This window comes from Pseudomonas canadensis, assembly GCF_030980095.1.
GTDB lineage: Bacteria > Pseudomonadota > Gammaproteobacteria > Pseudomonadales > Pseudomonadaceae > Aquipseudomonas > Aquipseudomonas canadensis.
On the sequence record NZ_CP133298.1, the window covers coordinates 6,166,299 to 6,186,817 of the forward strand.

Below are 20,519 nucleotides of genomic sequence, written 5' to 3' on the forward strand. Positions count from 1 at the left end.
ATGCTATTCAACCAAGCCTCACGCCTGGCCAAAATCACCAGCCCGCTCGGGCCGGATGTGCTGCTGCTCAATGAAATGGGCGGTGGCGAGGAGCTGGGCAGGCTGTTCAACTACGAGCTGCAACTGACGTCCCTGGACGCCAACATCGATCTCAACCAGTTGCTCGGCAAACCCATGAGCGTGGGCCTGCAACTGGCGGACGGTGGCGAGCGGCACTTCCACGGCATCGTCGCGCGGTGCAGCCAGAATATCGACCAGGGCCAGTTCGCCAGTTATCAGGTGACGCTGCGCCCATGGTTTTGGCTGCTCAGCCGCACCTCCGACTGCCGGATTTTCCAGAACCTGAGCATCCCGCAGATCATCAAGCAGGTGTTTCGCGACCTGGGGTTTTCCGACTTCGAAGACGCCCTGAGCCGGCCGTACCGCGAGTGGGAATACTGCGTGCAGTACCGCGAGACCAGCTTCGACTTCGTCAGCCGCTTGATGGAGCAGGAAGGTATTTACTACTTCTTCCGCCATGAGCAGGACCGCCATGTACTGGTGCTGGCCGATGCCTACGGCGCCCACACCACGGTGCCGGGCTACGCCTCGATCCCGTACTACCCCAAGGACGAGCAGCAACGCGAACGCGACCATATGCACAACTGGCACCTGGCGCACGAAGTGCAACCGGGTTCGCTGGAGCTCAACGACTACGATTTCCAGCGCCCCAGCGCCAGCATCGACGTGCGCTCGGCCATGCCTCGCCCGCACACTGCCGGCGACTATCCGCTGTACGACTACCCCGGCACCTACGTGCAAAGCGAAGACGGCGAGCACTATGCCCGCACCCGCATCGAAGCCCTGCAGACCCTGCATGAGCAGATCGAATTCAGCGGCAACGCCCGTGGCCTGGGTTCGGGGCATTTGTTCAGCCTCACCGGCTTCAGCCGCCAGGACCAGAACCGCGAATACCTGATCGTCGGCTGCCGCTACTACATCGTCCAGGAAAGCCTGGAAAGCGGCGGCGGTTCGGGCTCGGCACAGTTCGAAAGCAGCCTCACCTGCATCGACGCCCAGCAGAGCTTCCGCCCGTTGGCCAGCACCCACCGCCCTATCGTCAAAGGCCCGCAGACCGCGCTGGTGGTCGGCCCCAAAGGCGAGGAAATCTGGACCGACCAGTACGGCCGGGTGAAGGTGCATTTCTATTGGGACCGCCACGACCAGTCCAACGAAAACAGCTCATGCTGGATTCGTGTCTCGCAATCCTGGGCCGGCAAGAACTGGGGCTCGATGCAGATCCCACGAATCGGCCAGGAAGTGATTGTGAGCTTCCTTGAGGGCGACCCCGACCGGCCAATCATCACCGGACGAGTCTACAACGCCGAACAGACCGTGCCTTACGACCTGCCGGAAAACGCTACCCAGAGCGGCATGAAAAGCCGTTCGAGCAAGGGCGGCACGCCGGCCAACTTCAATGAAATCCGCATGGAGGACAAGAAGGGGTTGGAGCAGTTGTACATCCATGCCGAGCGTAATCAGGACATCGTGGTCGAGGTGGATGAAAGCCATTCGGTGGGGCATGACCGCAACAAGAGCATCGGCCACAACGAGACGGTGACCATCGGCAACAACCGCCTGCGCATCGTCAAGCAGGAAGACATCCTCTCGGTGGGCCAGAGGAAGACCGACAGCATCAGCCAGAGCTATGTCATCGAAGTCGGTGAAAACCTGCGCCTGGTCTGCGGCGAAAGCATCCTGGAGTTGAACGCCAGCGGGCAGATCAACCTCACCGGCGTGCAAATCAGCTTCTATGCCAGCGGCGATGCCGAGTTCAACACCGGCGGCGTGCTGCACCTGAACAACGGCGGCGGCCCCGGCGCCACGCCCGATGGCCAGGGCCAGAAAGCCGCCATCGACGCCAATATCAAAGCCGCGTTCCCCGCGCCTAAAAGCTCCTGACGAGACCTGTTTGCCATGACGTACCGGATCAACGAATTCCAGTTTCAACTACCCGCCAGTGAGCTGCAGGACGCAACGATCAATATCCTCAAGTTCCCCGAATTGGGCACCACCCTGATCGTCAGCCGCAGCCTGCTCGCCGAGGGTGAAACCCTGCACAGCAACTTCAATGACCAACTCCTGCGCCTGGAAAAACAGGTGCAGGACCTGCGTTATCAGCCGGGCGTGGACGTGCGCTTGGGCGCGGCTCAAGAAGTGGAAGGCATCGAGCTGCGCAGCCAGTTCAGCAAGGGCAATGACAAGGTGTTCCAGTATCAACTGGCGCTGGTGCTACCGGGTACGCGCAAGATGCTCGCCTTGAGTTACGTGAAGGCCGACAAGCTTGGGGATGCCGAGGCGGCGCACTGGGCGTTGATCAAAAGCTCGCTATCGTTCGACGCTGTTTCCTGATGAGCTGCCTGCATGTCTGACGCGTTATGGGCCGCCCGGATGGGCGATGCACTGACCCACACCTCGATGATGGCGGATATCCTCGGCGGCGTGCTGGAGGTCGCGGCCAACGTGGCGATCACGGCACTGGCGACTGCCGCAGTCGCGGCCGCCGTGGGGGTGACGATTGCTACCGCCGGTATCGGCGGCTGCATCCTCGGCGCGGTGGTGGGCATTGTCGTCGGCATGGCCATGAGCAAGACGGGGGCCGACAAGGGCCTCAGTAAGATGTGCGAGAGCTTCGCCAATGCGCTGTTTCCACCGGTGGTGGAAGCCACGATTGCGGTGGGTTCGACCGACACGTTCGTCAACAGCATTCCGGCTGCGCGGGCCGCGGGCTCCATTCCCTCGCACGTGGCGCCCGCTGGTACGGAGCTTGAGCAAGCACCGCCGGAGCCCGACCCCGAGCCAAAACCCGAGCCTGGCTTCCTGGACATGGCCGAGGGTTTCTTCTCCCAGCTATGGCGGCCCACCGTCGCCACGCCTGCACCGGGTGTGGTGCCGGCCCTCACCGACATGGTCCTGTGCGCCCGCCATCCGCCGATGCCGCCACAGCTTCTGGCGGAAGGGTCTGACAAAGTCACCATCAACGGCCAGCCCGCCGTGCGCAGCGGTGATCGCAGCATGTGCGAGGCGACGGTGGTGTCGTCGGGGCTGATCTCGCCAAACGTCACCATTGGTGGTGGGACGGTGGTGGTGCAGGAAATTCGCAGCGGGAAGACCCCTGGGGTGGGGTTGGCGATTGAAGCGCTGATGATGTTGAAAGGTGCCAAAGGCAAGACGCTGAGTAATTTGCCGTGCATGTTGCTCAGCGGGGTGGGTTCATACGCGGTGAGCCAGGCCATCGGGGCCATGACTAACGCGGCTATGGGCTCGATGAACCCAGTGCACGCGGCTACAGGCGCCAAGGTCCTGGGTGGCGAGGCAGAGTTGGATTTTGTGCTGCCGGGCGTACTGCCGATTCACTGGCAGAGGTTCTATAACAGTCGTGACGAGCGCCGCAGTGGGATGTTTGGCGCCGGCTGGAGCGTGTCCTACGAAGTCAGTGTCGAGGTCCTGCCGCACCCCGCCGGGGGTGAAGAACTGACTTATACCGATGAACAAGGCCGACAAATACAGCTCGGTTCGGTTGCTTTGGGCAGTGCGATGTTCAGTCCGGGCGAGGGCTTGAGCATTCGTCGGCACCGCAACGGCCAATTGCTGATTGAAAGTGATGACGGACTTTATCGCCTGTTTGACCCAACGCCAGGCACCAGCTCATTACTGCGCCTGAGTCAGTTGGGCGATCGCAATAACAACCGCATTTATCTCGACTATGACGATCTCGGGCGATTGGTACGTCTTCGCGACACTTTCGACCTGGTACAGGTGGAGCTGATCCGCGAGCAAGGTCGTGTGAGCCGGATTGAACGCGTGTATAGCGACCTGCCGCGAGAAGTATTGGTCAGTTATGAACACGACTTGGCAGGCGACCTGGCAATCGTGCGCGATGCGACCGGCCAGATTCAAAGACGCTTTGCTTATGACACCGGGCGGCGAATGGCAGAGCATCAACTGCCCACCGGCTTGCGCTGCTTCTACGAGTGGGCATTGATCGCCCAGGCTGAATGGCGCGTTGTCCGGCATTGGACGGATGAGGGCGACGAGTACCAATTCGAATACGACCTGGCCGCAGGCACAACGTGTATTACCGACAACGCGCAACGGGTTAGCACACGAGTCTGGAACACTCAGCACCAAGTCATTGCCTATACCGACAACCTCGGCAATACCTGGCTATTTGAGTGGAATGACGAACGCCAGTTGCTAAGCGCCACAGACCCCCAAGGGGGGCGCTATGAATATCACTACGACGAATCAGGCAACCTGATTGGAGAAATCGATCCCCTAGGTCGCAAAGAGGCTTCATCGTGGCTGGCGCATTGGTCGCTGCCGCTGGCTCGAACCGATGCCGCAGGCAACAGCTGGCAGTTTCGCTATGACCCGCGCGGTAACTGCATCAGTGAGACTGATCCCCTTGGCAGTGCCACCCGTTATCGTTATGACAGTCGTGGACAAGTCGTCGAAATCATCGACGCCACTGGCAAGCAGAAAAAACTATCCTGGAACGGGCTCGGCCAGTTGATCGAGCACATCGACTGTTCAGGCTACCCGACTCGATTCAGTTACGACCATCGTGGTTATTTGCAAGCCATCATCGATGCACTTGGCGAGCGTACCCAGTTCAGCTATGACGCAAAGGGGCGCCTGCTCAGTACCCAGCTGCCAGACGGCCGAACTGAACACTATTTGCGCAGTATCAGTGGCCAGTTGGTGGGTTATACCGATCCCGCCGGGCACACAACTCACTACCAGCACAACCGCCGGGGCCAGGTTAACCTGCGTACGGATGCCCATGGTCGCCAGGTACAGTTTGGGTATGATCGATTTGGCCGCCTGCAAGCGCTGACCAACCAGAACGGTGAAACATACCGATTCACCTGGGACGCCAGCGACCGGCTAATTGAACAGCAAGACCTGGACGGCAGCGCCAAGCGTTACAGCTACGACCCGCTCGACAGTGTCTGCGTGGTCACCGCCGTACCGGCGCCGCACGGCAACGGCATGGCGGTTGTCCCCTCAACGCCCCTCGACCCGATTGTTCATTATCTTGAGCGGGACGCGATGGGTCGCTTGATCGGCAAGGTAACGGCCGATGGGCGCACCGACTATTCCTATGACCCGCTGGATCGCCTCATTGCAGTGAGCACTGTCGATGCGCAGGGAAACGCACAGCGCCTGGCTTTCAACTACGACGCGCTGGGTCAATTGCTTGGAGAGCATAGTGTTGCTGGCAGCCTGCAGCATCACTATGACGAGTTGGGCAACCTTATCCAAACGCGCTTACCCGACGGGCGTTGGCTCAACCGTCTGCATTACGGCAGCGGTCACCTTCACCAAATCAACCTCGATGGACGCGTTATCAGCGACTTCGAGCGCGATCGCTTGCATCGAGAAGTGTTGCGTACGCAAGGTCAGCTCAGCACCCGCAGCGAATACGACCGCAATGGTCGCTTGCGAGCTCGTCAATGCAGAAATGAAGGTGTTTCGACGTTACTGGCGCCGACGATGCAAATAGCGTTCGACTACGACCCTGCCGACAATCTGATTGGCAAGCTTGAACAGCTGCCCACTCACCAGCATCGTCAATTGCTTCACTACGATGCGACTGCGCGCATCATTGCCAACCAGGACAATCTGCAGGGGCAAACCGAAACATTCGCCTACGATGCGGCCGCCAACTTGCTTGATCCGCCGCAGGCGGCGAGCGGGCTGGTGGTACACAACAAACTGCTGACCTATCAGGACAAGCGTTATCGTTACGACGCTTTCGGCCGTCTCGCTGAAAAGCGCAGTGCGAAATGGGGCACTCAGCTTTTTACCTACGACGCTGACCACAGACTGATCGAAGTACGCCATCAAAAGGCTGAGCGAACGACTGTTATAAAAATGACGTATGACCCTTTGGGTCGTCGTATCGCTAAAAGCGAACATGACAGCCATGGCTTCCCGGTGGGACAAACGCACTTCGTTTGGGACGGGTTGCGCTTATTGCTGGAACGCAAAAATAACCAGAGCAGTCTGTACCTCTACGAAGGTAACGGCTACGAACCCCTGGCACGTGTCGATGGCACTGGCGAACATCAGCGTGTGCGTTACTACCACAATGATTTAAACGGTTTGCCTGAACAGTTGACGGAAGCGGACGGGCATACGCTGTGGCAATCGCGTTACCAGGTATGGGGCAACAGCGTCAGGGAAGTTCGCGAACCCTATTACATCGAGGAGCAGAACCTGCGTTTCCAGGGACAATACCTGGATCGGGAGACGGGCCTGCACTACAACACCTTCCGCTTTTATGATCCGGACGTAGGGCGGTTTACGACGCCCGACCCTATTGGGCTGGCAGGTGGGATTAACCTCTATGAATACGCGCCGAACCCTATCGTCTGGACTGACCCCCTTGGATACAAGGGTTGCAACGTCAAGGCAGGAGATGGCAAGACACACGATATCGTTCTTGAACTGACCAGGAAGCAGTACAAGCAGACGTTCGGTCACATCGCTGATGTCATCAAGGCGCGAGGAAAAAATATATTCACTATCGATCGCCTGGGCGCGGCAGATAACCGCAAAGCCTCTCTGGCCGGTCACCCGTCCGTCAAGGCACTGGATCGGGATGAATTCCCGATGGCGATGTTCAAAGAAGGTGGCAAAGGGGCTAGCGTCAGGTACATCGACCCTAGCGACAACCGAGGCGCAGGCTCCTCGATCGCGCATGCCCTGAGCGGCTATGACGACGGGACCCGAGTAAAAATAGTCGTGAAGTAACCGATTGGAGATTTCCATGCATATCACAGAAGCACTTGATTCACTCTCTGCTGCCAGCGGCCCATTGGCAGACCGCGTGTCGAAAGTGGCAGCCAAATACAATAAAACGCAGAAGTCACGTATCGAATCGCTGACCCGTCTGGCTTACCTGTTGTACGTCATCAATGAAAACGACCTGGCCGAGCAACTCACTGCACCGCTGAGCAAAATCCCTTTTGAAAATAACTATGACTATTGGGTCTGGATCGAGGCGTCACTGGTACTCAACGGCACCCTGGCGAGGGCGCGCGGTGATGAACCCGTGTACGCTGATGCGCTTGCTCGTGTATTGGCGGCGCTGAACACCGGAAACGAGCTGCAAGTCACGGTGAAGCGCAACACCCATGAACGCTTTGTAAGAGGCGAGACCTTGAGCCTGGACAAAATCCAGGACGCGGAGAACGAGGGCGACTTTGTGACAGAGGGCAATCAACGTGTCACTTACCTGATGAGCCTGTTAAAAATTCAGTTCTTTGATAAACCCGAACATTACCCGCACGAAAAGATAAAGGCCGATATCGAAGAAAATGTCGCCAGAATCAATGAAATCATTGGCAAGATCGGATTAGAAAAGCTCACGCCATTCAAATGAAGTCTTGTTTAATCCAATAAAAAATGGGCACCCGACCCAGTCGGCGTGCCCATCTCTCCTACCACCCCGCCCCCTTCGAGACGGTAACGCTCTTACGCGTTAACAGTGTCTTTCAGCGATTTGCCTGGCTTGAACGCAACCGTGTTGCTGGCCTTGATTTTCACCGGCTCACCGGTTTGAGGGTTTTTGCCAGTGCGGGCGCCGCGATGGCGTTGCAGGAAGGTGCCGAAGCCAACCAGGGTGACGCTGTCCTTGCGGTGCAGGGCGCCGGTGATTTCTTCGAGAACGGCGTTGAGGACGCGGTTGGCCTGTTCTTTGGTGAGATCCGCTTTTTCAGCGATGGCGGCTGCGAGTTCTGGTTTACGCATAAGTGAAGCCTCTTTGACGGTTTTTTGTTGTTATGTCCGTGCTGCTCTCTTCTGGAGCAGCGCCCAAAGCGCCGCAGGCTCTACTCTGCGGCAGACGGGAGTGAGGATGGCATGCCCTCGCACGCTCCGCCAGTCTAGCGGCGACCTTTCTAGTGGGAAAAACGTGCTTAATCCGACAGAACGACCGGTATTTACGCCAGCAACGGCGGAAGTTCTTTATTGAGGGCCAGTTTTTCCATCACCGCGGTGCCGGTCAGTGCGTAACCCAGCAGGCGGCCACTGGCATCGCGGCACAGGGCCTTGATGTCGGCGCCCTCGCCTTCCACGTTCCAGACGCCTTCGGTGCCCCGTGGCGGTGGCGAGACCACCAGAGGGCAGACCGGCGTCTTGACGGTCACCGGCATCGGGCCGTAGCTGACGGCGGTGGCGTTGCCGGCCAGGGTCTGGGCCAACGCACGGGCGCAGCTCATCAGCGGCATCACGTACAGCAGGTTCAGGCCGTCGACCTCGGCGCAGTCGCCCAGGGCGTAGATATTGGCGTGGGAGGTCTTGAGGTGGCGGTCCACCATGATTCCGCGGTTGGTCTGCAGGCCGGCGGCGGCGGCCAGGTCGACACGCGGGCGCAGGCCGATGGCGGAGACCACCAGGTCGCAGGCGATCACTTCACCGTCCGACAGATGGGCTTCCAGGCCGTCGGCAGTGCGCTGCAGCCGATTGAGCACCGGGCCCAGGTGGAAACGCGCGCCGAGGCCTTCGAGGCCGGCCTGTACCGCGGCGGCGGCGGCCGGGTGCAGCAAGGTTGGCATGACCTGCTCGCACGGCGCTACCAGGTCGATCTCATAGCCGCCAAGGATCAGGTCGTTGGCGAACTCGCAGCCGATCAGGCCGGCGCCGAGCAACAGCACGCGGCGCTTGCCGGCAGCAGCGGCACGAAAGCGTGCGTAGTCTTCGAGGTCGTTTATCGGGAAAATCAGTTCAGCCGCATCGCCCTCAACCGGCACACGCACGGTTTCTGCGCCCCAGGCCAGGATCAGGTCGCGGTAAGCCACCGCTTCCTCACCAATCCACAAGCGCTTGTGGCCAGGGTCAATGCCGCTGACGCGCGTGTGAGTGCGCACTTCGGCCTTGAGTTGCTCGGCCATGGCGCCAGGTTCAGCCATGCTCAGGCCATCGGCTTCCTTGTTCTTGCCAAAACCAGTGGAGAGCATGGGCTTGGAGTAGGAGCGCCCGTCATCCGCGGTGATCAGCAGCAAGGGGGTCTCGCTGTCGAGCTTGCGAAACTCCCGGGCCACGTTGTAACCGGCCAATCCTGTGCCGATGATCACGACAGGTGCGTTCATTCCCTTCTCCTTGTAGTACTTATCTGAAAACCAAAAATCAGCCGATTTCGATCATTTCGAAATCCATTTTGCCCACGCCGCAGTCCGGGCACAGCCAGTCTTCCGGGACGTCTTCCCAACGGGTGCCAGGCAGAATTCCGTCATCCGGCCAGCCGTCTTTCTCGTCATAGATCAGGCCACAGACTACACATTGCCACTTCTTCATCACTTGCTTCCTCAGGGTCAGGCATCTTGGCCGACGGTCGATAGACCCACGTTGCCGTGCGGCTCAGGGCGTTTTGTACTGATCGGGGCCGGCAGATGCAAGCACGATCGACGCAAACAGCCGGTTCAGACCGGCAAAAACCCGGGACGCCATGGTAAGCTCGCCGCCTCTTTTGCTGCCAATACTGACTCACCGTGCCGCACTCAATCGACCCTCCCGATGCTTGCCAATGGCTGACCCAGAGCCTTCTGAGCCCCCTGCCCACGCCTTTGATCCTCAATTGGCTGTTTGATGAAGGGTCAATGACGCAGCGGCTGACGCGCCTGTCCAACAATGGTTTCAGCATCACGCCGCTATTTGAGGGTTGGCAGCCGCTACGCGACGACGAGTGCGCAGCCCTCGACCTGCCCCCAGCCAGCGTCGGCTGGGTACGCGAAACGTATTTGCACGGCAACGGCCAGCCCTGGCTGTTCGCGCGTTGCGTGGCCGCGCGCAGCACCTTGCAAGGTGACGGCTTGCACATGGACGCACTGGGCAGCCGCCCACTCGGTGAATTGCTGTTCAGCGAACACGCATTCAGCCGCCAAGCCATAGAGGTGTGCCGCTACCCACGCCAATGGCTACCCAAGGACAGCCAGATCGAGGGTCTATGGGCGCGTCGGTCGCGCTTTGACCGTGGCGCGTTGAGCGTATTGGTGGCCGAGATCTTCCTGCCAAGCGTGTGGCAAGCGGTGCATGCCCATCCGGAGAACTGCTGATGTACCAACGTCTGCTCAAGTCCCTGAACCACCTGAACCCCAGGGCCTGGGATTTCATTCAGCTGACCCGCATGGACAAGCCCATCGGCATCTACCTGCTGCTGTGGCCGACGCTGTGGGCGCTGTGGATCGCCGGCAAAGGCTCGCCCTCTTTGATCAATATCGTGATTTTCGTTTTGGGCGTGGTGCTGACCCGCGCCGGTGGCTGCGTGATCAACGACTGGGCGGACCGCAAGGTCGACGGCCATGTAAAGCGCACCGAGCAGCGCCCGCTGGTGAGCGGCAAGATCAGTTCGAAAGAGGCGCTGGTGTTTTTCGCGGTGTTGATGGGCATCAGTTTCCTGCTGGTGCTGCTGACCAACGCCACCACCATCCTGCTGTCCCTTGGCGGCCTGGCGCTGGCGGCGAGCTACCCATTCATGAAGCGTTACACCTACTACCCACAGGTGGTGCTGGGGGCGGCGTTCTCGTGGGGCATGCCGATGGCGTTCACCGCCGAGACCGGCAGCCTGCCCGCCACCGCGTGGCTGCTGTATATCGCCAACCTGCTGTGGACGGTGGGCTACGACACTTATTATGCGATGACCGACCGCGATGACGACTTGAAGATCGGCGTGAAATCCACGGCCATTCTGTTCGGTGAAGCTGATCGCGTGATCATCCTGACCCTGCAGGGCCTTTCGCTGGCGTGCCTGCTGCTGGCGGGCGCACGGTTCGAACTAGGGGGCTGGTTCCACCTGGGCTTGCTGGCGGCGGCCGGCTGTTTTGCCTGGGAATTCTGGTACACCCGGGACAAGGATCGGATGAAGTGCTTCAGGGCGTTCCTGCACAACCACTGGGCGGGGTTGGCGATATTTATCGGGATTGTGCTGGATTACGCGTTGCGCTGAGGTTTTTGTGGCGGCCGGGCTTACGCCTTCGCGGGCAAGTCGAATCGTCGCACCGCCGCTCCCACATTTGGAATGCGTTCCCTTGCAGGAGCCGGCTTGCCGGCTCCTGCAGAAAGATCAGGGCTTGGCGACCTTCCAAGCGCCGTCCATTTTGCCGTCACCGGTCATGTCGCCCGCCTTCTTGTCCATGATGAAGGTATAGAGCGGCTTCCCGCTGTAAGCCCATTGGCTTTTCTGATCGTCACGGGTGATGACGGTCCATTTACCCATTGGCTTATCGGTGGACTCAGCCATCAGTGGGGGCCAATTGGTGGCGCACTTGTCATTGCACATGGACTTGCCTTCGGCATCCTTGGCAAAGGTGTAAAGCGTCATGCCCTTGTGGTCGACCAGCATCCCGTCTTTCGTCATCGCGGGTTCCGCCGCGAATGCCAGGGTCGGCAGCGCCAACGCCGCCGTTACCAGCAGGGCTTTCCAGGAAATCGTGCTGTAAGTCATCGGAACCTTCCTTTTGTGGTTGTCAGGATTCGGACCCAAAGCGTAGTCCAGAGAGGCGGGAATTGCCCGAGCGACTAAATTACTGTCACACGACTGCAATAATTCCGTTATCTAATGCGGCGCAAGACAGTTAAATGACAAGAGGATTTTTGAGCATGGTTGGCAGGAGCATTCTGATTGTTGACGACGAAGCGCCCATCCGCGAGATGATCGCCGTTGCGTTGGAAATGGCCGGCTACGACTGCCTGGAGGCGGAGAACTCCCAGCAGGCCCATGCCATTATCGTCGACCGCAAGCCGGACCTGATCCTGCTGGACTGGATGCTGCCCGGCACCTCCGGCATCGAACTGGCCCGCCGTCTCAAGCGTGACGAGCTGACCGGGGACATCCCGATCATCATGCTCACCGCCAAGGGCGAAGAGGACAACAAGATCCAGGGCCTGGAAGTCGGCGCCGACGACTACATCACCAAGCCGTTTTCCCCACGCGAGTTGGTCGCTCGTCTGAAAGCCGTATTGCGCCGCGCCGGCCCAACCGATGGCGAGGCGCCTATCGAAGTCGGCGGCCTGCTGCTGGATCCGATCAGCCACCGCGTGACCATCGATGGCAAGCCGGCCGAGATGGGGCCGACCGAATACCGCCTGCTGCAATTCTTCATGACCCACCAGGAGCGCGCCTACACCCGCGGCCAACTGCTGGACCAGGTGTGGGGCGGCAACGTGTATGTGGAAGAGCGCACCGTGGACGTGCATATCCGTCGCCTGCGCAAAGCCTTGGGCGATGCCTACGAGAATCTGGTACAAACCGTGCGCGGCACGGGCTACCGCTTTTCAACCAAAGGCTGAGCCGGTCCCTTCTTTCCTTAACAGCTGACAAGGACGCATGTTTAAGTGAACCAAAACTGGCATGGCACCCTGATCCGCCACATGCTTTTGCTGATCACCGGCTGCCTGTTGGTGGGTCTGGTCAGCGGTTACTACGGCTGGAGCCTGGCAGCCGGCATCGCCTTGTACCTGGGTTGGACCCTCAAGCAACTGCTGCGCCTGCATGAATGGCTGCGCCAGCACAAACCCGATGAAGCACCGCCCGATGGCTACGGCCTGTGGGGCGAAGTGTTCGACAGCATCTATCACTTGCAGCGCCGCGACCAACGGGTGCGCGGACGCCTGCAAGCCGTGATCGACCGGGTACAGGAATCCACCGCCGCGTTGAAAGATGCGGTGATCATGCTCGACAGCGATGGCAACCTGGAATGGTGGAACCGCGCCGCCGAGACCCTGCTGGGCCTCAAGACGCCCCAGGACAGCGGCCAGCCCGTGACCAACCTGGTGCGCCACCCGCGCTTCAAGGAGTACTTCGAACAGGAGAACTACGAAGAAGCCCTGGAAATCCCCTCGCCCACCAATGACCGCGTGCGCATCCAGCTGTACCTGACGCGCTATGGCAACAACGAGCACCTGATGCTGGTGCGCGACGTCACCCGCATCCACCAGCTGGAACAGATGCGCAAAGACTTCGTCGCCAACGTCTCACACGAGTTGCGCACACCGCTGACGGTGATCTGTGGCTACCTGGAGACGCTGCTGGACAACGTCGACGAGATCAACCCGCGCTGGAGCCGGGCCCTGCAGCAAATGCAGCAGCAAGGCTCACGCATGCAGACACTGCTCAACGACCTGCTGTTGCTGGCCAAGTTGGAAGCCACCGATTACCCGTCGGATAACCACCCAGTGGCGGTGCAGAGCCTGCTACACACCATCAAGAACGACGCCCAGGCCCTCTCCGGCCAACGCGGCCAGCAGATCACCCTGGAAGCCGACCCCGCCGTGCTGCTCAAAGGCAGCGAAGGCGAGTTGCGCAGCGCGTTTTCCAACCTGGTGTTCAACGCCGTGAAGTACACCCAGGACAAAGGCAACATCCGCATCCGCTGGTGGGCCGACGAACAGGGCGCGCACCTGAGCGTGCAGGACTCCGGCATCGGCATCGACGCCAAGCACTTGCCGCGCCTGACCGAGCGTTTCTACCGCGTCGACTCCAGCCGCAACTCCAACACTGGCGGCACCGGGCTTGGCCTGGCGATCGTCAAGCACGTGCTGCTGCGTCACCGCGCACGCCTGGAGATCAGCAGCGTGTTGGGCCATGGCAGTACGTTTACCTGCCATTTTCCGCCAGCACAGATGACACGATCGAAGGCAATTGATCAGGACACCTAACGGCCCGCCCGGCAGTGGGCACTAGGCAAGCGCCCCGTCAGCCGCTACATTGGCCGACTTGCGCCTGCCTTCCAGGCCCGCCTGCCACCCCTTATTGAACACACGGAACCTGCAAAACCCCATCATGGACCCTTCCCCTGGTATCACCCTCGCTACACTCTTCGCCGACTTCGGCATGATTCTTTTTGCACTGATCCTGGTACTGCTCAACGGTTTCTTCGTTGCGGCGGAATTTGCCATGGTCAAACTGCGCGCCACCCGGGTCGAGGCCATCGCCCACAAGAACGGCTGGCGCGGGCAAATCCTGCGCACCGTGCACAGCCAGCTCGACGCGTACCTGTCGGCCTGCCAGCTGGGCATCACCCTCGCCTCCCTGGGCTTGGGCTGGGTCGGTGAGCCGGCCTTCGCGCACATCCTTGAGCCGCTGCTGGGCGCCGTGGGCGTCGAGTCGCCGGAAGTGATCAAGGGCGTGTCGTTCTTTGCAGCGTTCTTCGTGATTTCCTACCTGCACATTGTGGTCGGTGAGCTGGCGCCCAAGTCCTGGGCGATTCGCAAACCCGAACTGCTGTCGTTGTGGACGGCGGTGCCGCTGTACCTGTTCTACTGGGCCATGTACCCGGCGATCTACCTGCTCAACGCCAGCGCCAACGCCATCCTGCGCATCGCCGGCCAAGGCGAACCCGGCCCGCACCACGAACACCATTACAGCCGTGAAGAACTCAAGCTTATCCTGCACTCCAGCCGTGGCCAGGACCCGAGCGACCAAGGCATGCGCGTGCTGGCCTCCGCCGTGGAAATGGGCGAGCTGGAAGTGGTGGACTGGGCCAACTCCCGAGAAGACCTGGTCACCCTGGACTTCAACGCCCCGCTCAAGGAAATCCTCGCGCTGTTCCGTCGCCACAAATTCAGCCGCTACCCGGTTTATGACGCGGTGCGCAACGAATTCGTGGGCCTGCTGCACATCAAGGACCTGCTGCTGGAACTGGCGGCCCTGGACCACATCCCCGAGTCGTTCAACCTCGCCGAGCTGACCCGGCCGCTGGAGCGTGTGTCGCGGCACATGCCGCTGTCGCAACTGCTGGAACAGTTCCGCAAAGGCGGCGCGCACTTCGCCCTGGTGGAAGAAGCCGACGGCAAGATCATCGGCTACTTGACCATGGAAGACGTGCTGGAAGTGCTGGTGGGCGATATCCAAGACGAACACCGCAAGGCCGAGCGCGGCATCCTGGCCTACCAGCCGGGCAAGCTGCTGGTGCGTGGCGACACGCCGCTGTTCAAGGTGGAGCGCCTGCTGGGCGTGGACTTGGACCACATCGAAGCCGAAACCCTGGCCGGTCTGATCTACGACACCCTCAAACGCGTGCCGGAAGAGGAAGAAGTACTGGAGGTCGAAGGCTTGCGCATCATCATCAAGAAGATGAAAGGGCCGAAGATCGTGTTGGCCAAGGTGCTGCTGCTGGATTGATCGTCAATTGCCCAATGCAAAATTGGGCAATGCGCCGACCGGCTGGTTGAACTCATACGGGATCGACACCAGCCCCGCCTCGGTGGCGCGCTGCACCACAAAATGCAGATGCGGCCCGCTGCTGTTGCCGGTATTGCCCGACAACCCCAGCGGGTTTCCTACCGCCACACGCTGCCCAACCCTGACACTGACCGAGCCTTGCTTGAGGTGCAGGTACACCGCCTCACTGCCGTCGTCATGACGCACTCGCACAAAATTCCCGGACGCATCATTGCCACGCCCGACCTGCTCATTCTCGGTCTTCACCACCATTCCGCTGCGTGCCGCAATGATCGGCGTGCCTTCGGGCATGGCGATATCCATGGCGTAGCGGCTCTTACTATCGGTATGGCTGAAAGTGCCGTTGGGACCTTGGGTCAGGCGAAATGGGCCGCCACGCCAGGGCAAGGGATAGCGGTAGGCTTGTTGTGGACGATTGGGCTTGGGCACGACAAGCATCGGTCGCTCAACCTTGCGCTCCTGGATCACGAACGCCAAGGCACCCGGTGTATACCGGTCGCTGATAAACACCAGGCCATTGGCATCGACGGATTTGTAGAGGGTCATGGCCTGGGTCGACACGGCGACCGTGGCCAGCCCACAGCACAGCAAAAAGCGCATGAGCATGGCGCGAACCTGCCGGGATGACTGAACGGCAGGCTAGCAAGGGATCGTTACAGTCTGTAGTGAGCGGGCTTGCCCCGCGCTGGGTGGCGAAGCCGCCCTAATGGGAGCCACCGCATTTTCTCAGATGATACGCGCCGTCTGGTTTTGGGGCGGCTTCGCCACCCAACGCGGGACAAGCCCGCTCACTACAAATCACGCACCCGGCACAAAATGCTTCTGCGCCGTACCCCGTGCGATCAGACGGGAGATGTAATCGAGCTTCTGCGCGTCCTGGTCGATGAACCGGAAGGTCAGTTGCAGCCAATCGCTGTCAGGCTTGGGTTCGAAGGCGACGATAGCGTGCAAGTAGCCGTTGAGACGGGCCACTTCGGCGTTGTCGCCTTGTTCCAGGTCGAGCACGGCGCTTTCCAGTACCTGGGGCAGGACTTCGCTACGACGTACTACCAGCAGCGCTTCCTTGATGCTCAGCGCCTTGATCACGCATTGCTGGGTGCCACTGGACAGGCGCAATTGACCTTGGCCACGGCCACCGGCAGGGGATGCAGCTGCAGGCGCCTGAACCGGCGGGCTGTTGAGCAGGCCTCGGCTCGGTGCAGGGGCAGCCGCCGCCACAGGAGCCGGCTTGAGTGCTTCGGGCTTGCCGCCGGTCAGGGCGCTGAGTGAATCGTTGCCAAAGGCCGAGTTCATTTTGGTCGGCGCGCTGGCGACCAGCGCGTCGAGCCGACCGATCTTGTGCAGGGCCTGCTTGACCTTGTTCAGCAACTGCTCGTTGGTGAACGGCTTGCTGACATAGCCCGAAACCCCGGCCTGGATGGCCTGGACCACGTTTTCCTTGTCGCCACGGCTGGTCACCATCACGAACGGCATGGCTTTGAGGTGAGGCTGCTCACGGCACCAGGTCAACAGTTCAAGGCCAGACATCTCCGGCATTTCCCAGTCGCACAGCACCAGGTCGAAGCTCTCGCGCATCAGGATGGCCTGGGCCTTTTTGCCGTTCACCGCGTCTTCAAGCTTGATCCCGGGGAAGTAGTTGCGCAGGCACTTCTTCACCAGGTCGCGGATAAACGAGGCGTCATCCACCACCAATACACTGACTTTACTCATCGACCCTTCATCCTATTAACACTTCGGCACGCAAGACGCCTGACTGATGGCATTTTGCCAAAACTCGGTAGTCACGTTGGGAATTTATCTCGCTCAACGTGTAAAAAATTCAGTGGCCACAAACAAAAACGCCCGACCAAAGGCCGGGCGTTAATTTCTCGGGCAACCTTACTTATCGTCAGTTTGGCCCGGAACATTAGGGATAAGATCGGCCGAACCTTCAACTTCGGCCTTCATGCGCTTGAGGCCCATGTGCCGTACGTCGGTGCCGCGCACCAGGTAAATCACCAGTTCCGAGATATTACGCGCGTGGTCGCCGATACGCTCCAGCGAACGCAGCACCCAGATAATGCTCAAGACCCGCGAGATAGAGCGTGGGTCTTCCATCATGTAAGTCGCCAGCTCACGCAGCGCGGTCTTGTATTCGCGGTCGATGATCTTGTCGTACTGGGCCACCGACAGTGCCAGCTCAGCATCGAAGCGAGCAAAGGCGTCGAGGGCATCGCGCACCATGTTGCGCACCTGGTCGCCGATGTGGCGCACTTCCACGTAACCGCGTGGCGCTTCGCCTTCTTCGCACAGTTGGATGGCGCGGCGGGCGATCTTGGTGGCTTCGTCGCCGATGCGCTCCAGGTCGATCACCGACTTGGAGATGCTGATGATCAAACGCAGGTCGGACGCCGCCGGCTGGCGGCGGGCCAGAATGCGCAAGCATTCTTCGTCGATGTTGCGTTCCATCTGGTTGATCTGGTCATCGATCTCACGCACTTGCTGGGCCAAGCCCGAGTCGGCCTCGATCAGCGCGGTGACGGCGTCGTTGACTTGCTTCTCCACCAGCCCGCCCATCGCCAGGAGGTGGCTGCGCACTTCCTCAAGCTCGGCGTTGAACTGCGCGGAGATGTGGTGGGTAAGGCCTTCTTTGCTAATCATGTTGGCGTCCTTGGAGCGTCCGGTAAGGTGCGGAAAACCGCAGCGTCAGTGCGAGGAAAATCCCGGCATCCTAGCCGTAGCGACCGGTAATGTAGTCTTCGGTCTGCTTCTTCGCCGGATTGGTGAACAGGGTATCGGTGTCGCCGAACTCCACCAGTTTGCCCATGTACATGAACGCGGTGTAGTCGGAAACCCGCGCCGCCTGTTGCATGTTGTGGGTCACGATGACGATGGTGAACTTGGACTTGAGCTCGTAGATCAGCTCTTCGACTTTCAGCGTGGAGATCGGGTCGAGTGCCGAGCAAGGTTCGTCGAGCAGCAGTACTTCAGGCTCGACGGCGATGGTGCGGGCAATGACCAGACGCTGCTGCTGACCGCCAGACAGGCCGAGGGCCGATTCGTGTAGACGGTCCTTCACTTCGTCCCACAGCGCCGCGCCTTTCAAGGCCCACTCGACTGCTTCGTCGAGGATGCGTTTCTTGTTGATGCCCTGGATGCGCAGGCCGTAGACCACGTTTTCGTAGATGGTCTTGGGGAACGGGTTGGGCTTCTGGAACACCATGCCCACGCGGCGACGCAGCTCGGCCACGTCCTCGCCCTTGCGGTAGATGTTGGTGCCGTAGAGGTTGATCGCACCGTCTACGCGGCAGCCGTCCACCAGGTCATTCATGCGGTTGAACGTGCGCAGCAGCGTGGACTTGCCGCAGCCCGACGGGCCGATGAAGGCGGTCACGCGCTGCTTGGGGATGTTCATGCTGACGTCAAACAGCGCCTGTTTTTCACCGTAGTACAGGCTCAGGCCCGGCACTTCGATGGCCACGGTTTCCTGGGCCAGGCTCAGGCTCTGCTTGTCGCGACCCAGGGCAGACATGTTGATGCCGTGGGTGTGGGTGTCTTGTTGCATGGGATGCTCCCTGTGCTACCAATTCGTTGTGTTGAACCGCAGGCATCGGGCCTGCGGCAAGCAATATTCAGATCAGCTATCCAACGCTTTGTATTTTTCGCGCAGGTGGTTACGAATCCACACCGCCGACAAGTTGAGCGTGGCGATCACCAGCACCAGCAGCAACGCGGTGGCGTACACCAGCGGCCGTGCGGCTTCGACGTTGGGGCTCTGGAAGCCGACGTCATAAATATGGAAGCCCAGGTGCATGATCTTCTGGTCCAGGTGCAGGTACGGGTAGTTGCCATCCAGCGGCAGTGACGGCGCCAGTTTCACCACGCCGACCAGCATCAGCGGCGCCACTTCACCGGCGGCGCGGGCCACGGCGAGGATCATGCCGGTCATCATCGCCGGGCTGGCCATCGGCAGCACGATCTTCCACAGCGTTTCCGCCTTGGTCGCGCCCAGTGCCAGGGAGCCTTCACGTACGGTGCGAGGAATCCGCGCCAGGCCTTCTTCGGTGGCCACGATCACCACCGGCACCGCCAGCAGCGCCAGGGTCAGCGAGGCCCACAACAGGCCCGGCGTACCGAAGGTCGGGGCCGGCAGGGCTTCGGCGAAGAACAGGCGGTCAACCGAACCGCCCAATACATACACGAAGAAGCCCAGGCCGAACACGCCGTAGACGATGGCCGGTACACCGGCCAGGTTGTTCACGGCGATACGGATGACGCGGGTCAGGGTGTTCTGCTTGGCGTATTCACGCAGGTACACCGCCGCCAGCACGCCAAACGGAGTGACGATCATCGCCATGATCAGGGTCATCATCACGGTGCCGAAGATAGCCGGGAAGATCCCGCCTTCGGTGTTGGCTTCCCGTGGGTCATCGCTGAGGAATTCCCAGACCTTGCTGAAGTAGAAGCCGATCTTGGTAATCGTACCCATGGCGTTCGGCTGGTAGGCGTGCACCACTTTGCCGATGCCGATTTCGATTTCCTTGCCGTTGCCGTCGCGAGCGGTCAGCGCGTCGCGGTTGAACTGGGCGTGCAGGTCGGCCAGGCGGGCTTCGATGTCTTGGTAACGGGCATTCAGCTCGGCGCGGTCGGCATCCATGTCGGCCTGGGCGGCGGCGTCGAGCTTGCCTTCCAGCTCCAGTTTGCGGCCGTGCAGGCGGATGCGCTCCAAACCGGCGTTGATCGCGCCGATGTCGGATTTTTCCAGGGTTTTGAGTTGAGCGGCCAGCTTGTTGACGCGATCCACACGGGCCTGCAGCTCCGGCCATGCGGCCTCGCCTTCGGCGATGACTTTACCGTCCTGCTTAACATTGACCAGGGTGCCGTAGAAATTACCCCACTCACGGCGCTCGATGGTCATCAGGTTCGCCGGCGTGGTCTGGTCCTTGAGCCACTCGCCGACGATCCAGGTGAAGTCGTTGCCGTTCAGGTCACGGTTGCCGACCTTGATCAGCTCGCGGGTCATGAACTCCGGACCTTGGTCCGGCACCGGCAGGCCAGCGCTTTTCAGGCGCTCGCGGGGTACTTCTTCCTTCTGCACCACTTCGCCGATGACGATATGGTTTGCCTGGCCCGGCACGTTGTAGTTGGCCTGGATCAGGTCGGCCGGCCAGAAGTGGCCCAAGCCACGCACGGCGATCACCGCCAGCAAACCAATAGTCATGATGACCGCGATGGACACCGCGCCACCACTGATCCAGACGCCGGGGGCGCCGCTCTTGAACCATCCATTCAGGGAGTTCTGTTTCACAGA

The 20,519-nt window shown here is 60.4% G+C and carries 18 protein-coding genes; 9 read left to right on the plus strand and 9 right to left on the minus strand.

What is annotated here, in order from left to right; genetic code table 11:
• From RB216_RS28805 to RB216_RS28820, 4 genes are read left to right on the plus strand one after another with little or no spacing between them, the layout of a single operon-like run.
• Positions 1 to 1,941, plus strand: coding sequence for a type VI secretion system Vgr family protein (locus tag RB216_RS28805; RefSeq protein ID WP_028618500.1), 1,941 nt, complete (start codon positions 1 to 3; stop codon positions 1,939 to 1,941).
• Positions 1,942 to 1,956: 15 nt separating this feature from the next.
• A complete protein-coding gene (locus RB216_RS28810; protein WP_028618501.1) occupies positions 1,957 to 2,391 on the plus strand; it encodes a DcrB-related protein in 435 nt (144 codons plus the stop codon).
• Positions 2,392 to 2,403: 12 nt separating this feature from the next.
• Positions 2,404 to 6,801, plus strand: a complete 4,398-nt coding sequence (locus tag RB216_RS28815; protein WP_122555056.1) for an RHS repeat-associated core domain-containing protein — start codon at positions 2,404 to 2,406, stop codon at positions 6,799 to 6,801.
• 16 nt (positions 6,802 to 6,817) lie between these two features.
• Positions 6,818 to 7,432, plus strand: coding sequence for a DUF6707 family protein (locus RB216_RS28820; RefSeq protein WP_028618502.1), 615 nt, complete (start codon positions 6,818 to 6,820; stop codon positions 7,430 to 7,432).
• Positions 7,433 to 7,524: 92 nt separating this feature from the next.
• Here RB216_RS28820 and RB216_RS28825 read toward each other — a convergent pair whose 3' ends face one another.
• From RB216_RS28825 to RB216_RS28835, 3 genes are all read right to left on the minus strand, one after another.
• Positions 7,525 to 7,800 carry an HU family DNA-binding protein gene (locus RB216_RS28825; protein WP_003176958.1) on the minus strand — a complete coding sequence of 92 codons (276 nt, stop codon included), beginning with the start codon at positions 7,798 to 7,800 and terminating at the stop codon, positions 7,525 to 7,527.
• A gap of 191 nt (positions 7,801 to 7,991) precedes the next feature.
• Positions 7,992 to 9,140 carry an NAD(P)/FAD-dependent oxidoreductase gene (locus RB216_RS28830; RefSeq protein WP_028618503.1) on the minus strand — a complete coding sequence of 383 codons (1,149 nt, stop codon included), beginning with the start codon at positions 9,138 to 9,140 and terminating at the stop codon, positions 7,992 to 7,994.
• A gap of 37 nt (positions 9,141 to 9,177) precedes the next feature.
• On the minus strand, positions 9,178 to 9,345 hold the full coding sequence (locus RB216_RS28835) for a rubredoxin (protein WP_015886569.1): 168 nt from the start codon (positions 9,343 to 9,345) through the stop codon (positions 9,178 to 9,180).
• Between the two features lie 194 nt (positions 9,346 to 9,539).
• Between RB216_RS28835 and RB216_RS28840 the strand changes: the two genes are divergently transcribed.
• Positions 9,540 to 10,103 (plus strand): chorismate--pyruvate lyase family protein, encoded by a 564-nt coding sequence (locus RB216_RS28840; protein ID WP_028618504.1) that lies wholly within the window; start codon positions 9,540 to 9,542, stop codon positions 10,101 to 10,103.
• Entirely contained in the window at positions 10,103 to 10,993 is an 891-nt protein-coding gene (gene ubiA, locus RB216_RS28845; RefSeq protein WP_068937809.1) for a 4-hydroxybenzoate octaprenyltransferase, read from the plus strand. Before RB216_RS28840 ends, ubiA begins: the two co-directional genes overlap by 1 nt.
• Positions 10,994 to 11,110: 117 nt before the next feature.
• On the opposite strand, the gene RB216_RS28850 is transcribed toward ubiA, so the two are convergent.
• Positions 11,111 to 11,491: a COG4315 family predicted lipoprotein gene (locus RB216_RS28850; RefSeq protein ID WP_028618506.1), complete on the minus strand. Its 381-nt coding sequence runs from the start codon at positions 11,489 to 11,491 to the stop codon at positions 11,111 to 11,113.
• A 155-nt stretch (positions 11,492 to 11,646) separates the two neighbouring features.
• On the opposite strand from RB216_RS28850, the gene phoB reads away from it, so the two are divergent.
• The 3 genes from phoB to RB216_RS28865 all read left to right on the plus strand — a co-directional run bounded on the left by phoB (position 11,647) and on the right by RB216_RS28865 (position 15,169).
• A complete protein-coding gene (gene phoB, locus RB216_RS28855; RefSeq protein ID WP_003176964.1) occupies positions 11,647 to 12,336 on the plus strand; it encodes a phosphate regulon transcriptional regulator PhoB in 690 nt (229 codons plus the stop codon).
• 81 nt (positions 12,337 to 12,417) lie between these two features.
• Positions 12,418 to 13,704 (plus strand): phosphate regulon sensor histidine kinase PhoR, encoded by a 1,287-nt coding sequence (gene phoR, locus RB216_RS28860; RefSeq protein ID WP_308908907.1) that lies wholly within the window; start codon positions 12,418 to 12,420, stop codon positions 13,702 to 13,704.
• Between the two features lie 124 nt (positions 13,705 to 13,828).
• Positions 13,829 to 15,169 (plus strand): hemolysin family protein, encoded by a 1,341-nt coding sequence (locus RB216_RS28865; RefSeq protein ID WP_010207573.1) that lies wholly within the window; start codon positions 13,829 to 13,831, stop codon positions 15,167 to 15,169.
• Positions 15,170 to 15,172: 3 nt separating this feature from the next.
• Here RB216_RS28865 and RB216_RS28870 read toward each other — a convergent pair whose 3' ends face one another.
• The 5 genes from RB216_RS28870 to pstA all read right to left on the minus strand — a co-directional run bounded on the left by RB216_RS28870 (position 15,173) and on the right by pstA (position 20,516).
• Positions 15,173 to 15,835: a M23 family metallopeptidase gene (locus tag RB216_RS28870; RefSeq protein ID WP_028618508.1), complete on the minus strand. Its 663-nt coding sequence runs from the start codon at positions 15,833 to 15,835 to the stop codon at positions 15,173 to 15,175.
• Between the two features lie 192 nt (positions 15,836 to 16,027).
• Entirely contained in the window at positions 16,028 to 16,939 is a 912-nt protein-coding gene (locus tag RB216_RS28875) for a response regulator (RefSeq protein WP_122687010.1), read from the minus strand.
• A gap of 168 nt (positions 16,940 to 17,107) precedes the next feature.
• Complete coding sequence (gene phoU, locus RB216_RS28880) at positions 17,108 to 17,869, minus strand: phosphate signaling complex protein PhoU (protein ID WP_016978634.1); 762 nt, start codon at positions 17,867 to 17,869, stop codon at positions 17,108 to 17,110.
• 70 nt (positions 17,870 to 17,939) lie between these two features.
• Positions 17,940 to 18,773, minus strand: a complete 834-nt coding sequence (gene pstB, locus RB216_RS28885) for a phosphate ABC transporter ATP-binding protein PstB (protein WP_010207582.1) — start codon at positions 18,771 to 18,773, stop codon at positions 17,940 to 17,942.
• A gap of 72 nt (positions 18,774 to 18,845) precedes the next feature.
• A complete protein-coding gene (gene pstA, locus RB216_RS28890; RefSeq protein ID WP_016978635.1) occupies positions 18,846 to 20,516 on the minus strand; it encodes a phosphate ABC transporter permease PstA in 1,671 nt (556 codons plus the stop codon).
• Positions 20,517 to 20,519: the final 3 nt, after the last annotated feature.